Genomic DNA, 4,323 nt, shown 5'->3' with positions numbered 1-4,323 from the left:
CTGGGGGTCGGCGTCGTCCAGCTCAACGTGGCCCTCAACATCCTGTTCGGGCTGCCGCAGGGCTTCCCCACCCAGATCGGGCTGACCGCCCTGGCCGTCATCATGGCCACCGTCTCGGCAGTCTCCGGCGTCGACCGCGGCGTGCGCGTGCTGTCCACCATCAACGTGCTCCTGGCGATCGGCTTGGCCCTGTGGGTGCTCATCACCGGCGACGCCGCCTTCCTCATCGACGCGCTGGTGGGCTCCATCGGCGACTTCTTCACCCGCTTCCCGCTGCTGACACTGGAGACCTACGCCTACAACCGGCCCGATGAATGGCTCAACGCCTGGACCCTGTTCTTCTGGGCCTGGTGGATCGCCTGGGCGGCCTTCGTGGGAATGTTCCTGGCCCGCATCTCACGCGGCCGCACCATCCGCCAGTTCGTGCTCGGCAGCCTCCTGCTGCCCTTCTGCTACATCGTCATGTGGGTGGCCATCTTCGGCAACCACGCCCTCGACCTGGTCATCCGCGGCAACGGCGATTTCCGCGACATCACCCTGAACCAGCCCGAGCAGGGCCTGTATTGGATGCTGGAGCACCTCCCGGGGCAGAAGATCCTTATCGCCCTGGCCCTGTTCATCGGCGTCCTCTTCTACGTCACCAGCGCCGACTCCGGCGCCCTGGTCATGGCCAATCTCTCCAGCCGTATCCGCTCGGCGCGCCAGGACGCCGCCGCCTGGCTGCGGATCTTCTGGGCCGCCCTGACCGGGATCCTCACCATCGCGATGCTCGTGGCCGGCGGCATCCCCATCCTCCAGCAGGCCACGATCGTCATGGCGCTGCCCTTCTCCGGGGTGCTCATTCTCATCATGTACACCCTGTGGAGGTCCCTGAGCAGCGAGGACACTCACAACCAGGCCCTGTCCATCGTGGACCGCAACCGGGCCCTGGGCTTCAACGGGTCGGCTGCGGGGCTGGAGCAGACGCCGTGGCGCGAGCGCCTGGCGCACACCCTCAACTCGGTGTCTCCCGACGAGGCCGGCCATGCCATGGAGCGGCGCATCGTGCCGGCCCTGGAGGCGGTGGCCACCGAGCTGCGTAAGGAGAACGTCTCCGCCGAGGTCTTCGTCGAGGGCCCCGAGGCCCAGGACCCCGACGACGAGCGCACCTTCCTGGGACGCGCCAGCCTGGTGGTCTCCTCCCACCCGGCCACCAACAGCGGCGAGGAGCAGTCCAGTTCCATCGACTCCTTCCGCTACGTGGTGCGCATGGTGGTCACTCCCGTGCCCGCCTACGGGTTCGCCGTCCACGAGGCCGATGACCTCACGGTGCGCCTCGAGGTGCGCCCGCACAGCGGCGGCCAGGGCTACGACGTCGTCGACTGGAACTCCGACCAGGTGGCCCACGACGTCCTCGATCACTATGAGCGCTGGCTGGAGTACGTGGGCACCTCCGAGAAGACGGAGTCCCGTTTCTCGCGCCGCCTCTGACTCCAGCCCCTCCCCGGGTGGGGACATTCCGCGCGGCCGGGAACTTCTTCTTCCGGGCGGGGACATCCTGCGCGTGCGGGACGGGATTCCTGTCCCCGACGGCGTCGAACGTCCCCGACCGGAGCGGGCCGCACCCGGCCACGTCGAACGTCCCCGCTGGTGGTCGGAAGCGTCCGCAGGTGGCTGGGGGTCAGTCCTCCTCGACTGTGAAGGAGGCGAGGAGCTCCTGGAAGGCGGGGTCGTAGTGGTCGACGACGCCCTGTCCCTCGTCGAGGGCGGCGATAGCCCGCATGTCGGCGTCATCGAGCTGGAAGTCGGTGACGTCGAGGTTGGTGATCATGCGCTCGCGGTGGACCGTCTTGGGGATGACGATGATGCCAAGCTGGATGAGGTAGCGCAGGGCCACCTGGGCGGCCGTCTTGCCGTACTTCTCGCCAACCCCGGTGAGCACCGGGTGGGTGAAGATGTTGTTGCGGCCCTGGGCCAACGGGCCCCAGGACTCCAGGGCGGTGCCGTGCTTGGTGTACCACGTGCGGGTGTCGGTCTGCTGGTTGAAGACGTGGGTCTCCATCTGGTTGACGGCCGGAGGCACCTCGACGTTGCGCGCCAGGTCCACGAACCGGTCGGGGAAGAAGTTGGAGACGCCGATGGCGCGGACCTTGCCGGCGGCCAGGGCCTTCTCCATGGCGCGGTAGGTGCCGTAGTAGTCACCGAAGGGCTGGTGGACGAGCAGCAAGTCGATGTAGTCAATGCCCAGGCGGCGCAGGGAGCCGTCGATGGAGCGGGCGGCGCGCTCGTCCCCGGCGTTGGTGAACCACACCTTGGTGGTGAGGAAAATGTCCTCACGGGGCAGTCCACAGGCGGCGACCGCGGCGCCCACACCCTCCTCGTTGCGGTAGGCCTGGGCGGTGTCAACGTGGCGGTAGCCGACCTCGAAGGCCTCGAGCACGGCCCGCTCGGTCTCCTCCGGCGGGGTCAGGTAGACGCCGTAGCCGATCTGCGGGATGTCGACACCGTTGTTGAGAGTGACAGTGGGGGCGGAGTCGTTGACCATGAGTTCTCCTTCAAAGCGATCAGTGCGGGCAACCTAGCCCCGCAGGAGGGCAGGACGTCAGCCCCTTTCGCGCCCGGCCCAACCGGCGCGTCGGCGGAATCAGTCGGCGGGGCCACCGACACCGTCTCGCCGGGGGCTTTTCCATCCAGCCGGGGACGTCCCACGCGTACGGGTACAGGATTTCCGTCCCCGACGGCGTCGAACATCCCCGTCCAGCCTCAATTGCACCCGACCGCGTGACATGTTCCCAACTGCATGAGAGGGACCGGAGGCGAAGGTCAGTCGCGGGCGCGCAGGACCTGCCCCAGGCTCTGCTCGCCCGCGAGCGCTCCGGCTCGGGCGGAGACGACAACGGCCAGGCAGGTCGTCGTCAGGGTCGCCGCGCACACGAGGCCCAGCGTCATCCAGGGGAAGTCCGACAGAATGCCGGCCAGGGACCGGTGCAGCGCCTCGGACAGGAGGACGGCCATGGCCACGGTGACGAGTAGGCCGAGGACGGTCGCAGCGGCGGCGTGAAGAACACCTTCGAGGACCTCGATGGCCAGGACGTCGCGCTCCACGGCGCCGGCGGCGCGCAGCAGGGCGGCATCACGGCGACGTCGCCCCGCGCTCATGGCGATGACGGCCACGCCCCCGGTCCAGGACACGAGGAAGGGCAGCCCGAACAGGGAGGAGAATGCACCGACGTTCACATTGGGTGAGACCGACGCCGGACCGAAGGCGATGGCGACCAGCCCTATCGTCACCACGAATGGCAGGACGGTGGCCGCCGAGCGGCGCGTCTCCAGGGCGCAGGTGCGTCCGGCGACGTGCCAGGCGACGCCGGGGCTCGGGATGAGGGCGGCGAGGAGACGCTCCAGCACCGGACTGAGCCAGCTGCACAGGACGCATACGAGGATCAGTCCGCTCAGGGCGCCATTGAACATCGCCATGAAAATGTCCTCCTCATTCGTCCCGTTGCGGATGATGAGGAGCGCCGCGACCCACCCGGACGCGGCGAGGATGGCCCAGAGCAGTCGTAGGAGGCCTCGGGAGACGCGGCCCTTGTCCCGGTACGTTCGTTGCCCGCCGGTCCCGCGCAGCAGCAGGGCCTCCGGGGTGCGCGAGGCACGTTTTGCGGCTCCCCGACCGCCCATGACGAGGGTGCCGGCGCTGATGATCGCGGTCCAGATGAGGTCGGCGGGATCCCACTGGGGTACGGCGCCGGGCAGGACGATACCGTCGGAGACGAGCCGGTGCATCATGAACCGGCCGATCGGCAGGCTCAGTGGCACCGCGGCGAGGGAGGCGAGCAGCCCCAGGACGAGGAGCTGGCCCTGGATGATGAGGCGGACCGTGGAAGGACTCATGCCCAGGGCCTTCCACAGCCCGTGGTCGCGTTCTCGCTGGGAGACCACCAGGTTACTGGTGGAGGACAGAACGGTCATGGCTGAGATGACCACCGCCGCGATGATGATTCCAGTGAGTGCATCGACGCCCTCTTCAGCAGCACTGCCAAGGGCCTTGGCGGCGGCGTTGATTCCGTGGACGACCCTGAACTGACCGGCGATGGAGGCCGCCGCGACGACGGCGACGACGGCGGTCCACCCCCAGACCCCGGCGTGGTGGCGCAGGTCGGACAGGAGCAGGCGGATCATCGAGGGCCTCCGACACCGCGGGCGGCCAGGACCGCAGCGGAGACGGCCTCCGGGTCTCCTCCGGGCAGCACGGCGACGAGGCGGCCGGCGTCCATGACAAGGACGCGCTGGGCCCGGGCGGCGGCCGCGGCGTCGTGCGTCACCATGAGGACGGTGGCCGGC

3 protein-coding genes are annotated in these 4,323 nt (G+C 68.9%); 1 reads left to right on the top strand and 2 read right to left on the bottom strand.

All coding sequences use genetic code 11. The annotated features are described in order from the left end of the window. Positions 1–1,470: BCCT family transporter (locus tag RWR81_RS12600; RefSeq protein WP_314458070.1), on the top strand; the 1,470-nt coding region annotated here is incomplete at its 5' end. 190 nt (positions 1,471–1,660) lie between these two features. Here the strand turns inward: RWR81_RS12600 and RWR81_RS12595 are convergent. Continuing rightward, complete coding sequence (locus tag RWR81_RS12595; protein ID WP_314458069.1) at positions 1,661–2,524, bottom strand: aldo/keto reductase; 864 nt, start codon at positions 2,522–2,524, stop codon at positions 1,661–1,663. A 278-nt stretch (positions 2,525–2,802) separates the two neighbouring features. Further along, on the bottom strand, positions 2,803–4,161 hold the full coding sequence (locus RWR81_RS12590; protein WP_314458068.1) for an FtsX-like permease family protein: 1,359 nt from the start codon (positions 4,159–4,161) through the stop codon (positions 2,803–2,805). Between the last annotated feature and the right edge of the window lie 162 nt (positions 4,162–4,323).

The sequence above is a fragment of the uncultured Actinomyces sp. genome, from assembly GCF_963526355.1.
Taxonomy (GTDB): domain Bacteria; phylum Actinomycetota; class Actinomycetes; order Actinomycetales; family Actinomycetaceae; genus Actinomyces.
Note: the sequence above shows the minus strand (reverse complement) of the source record. Positions and strands in the feature narration are given on the sequence as shown.

Coding starts and splice junctions, on each gene's coding strand:
- RWR81_RS12595 (WP_314458069.1), bottom strand. CDS start 2,524: ATGGTCAACGACTCCGCCCCCACTGTCACTCTCAACAACGGTGTCGAC.
- RWR81_RS12590 (WP_314458068.1), bottom strand. CDS start 4,161: ATGATCCGCCTGCTCCTGTCCGACCTGCGCCACCACGCCGGGGTCTGG.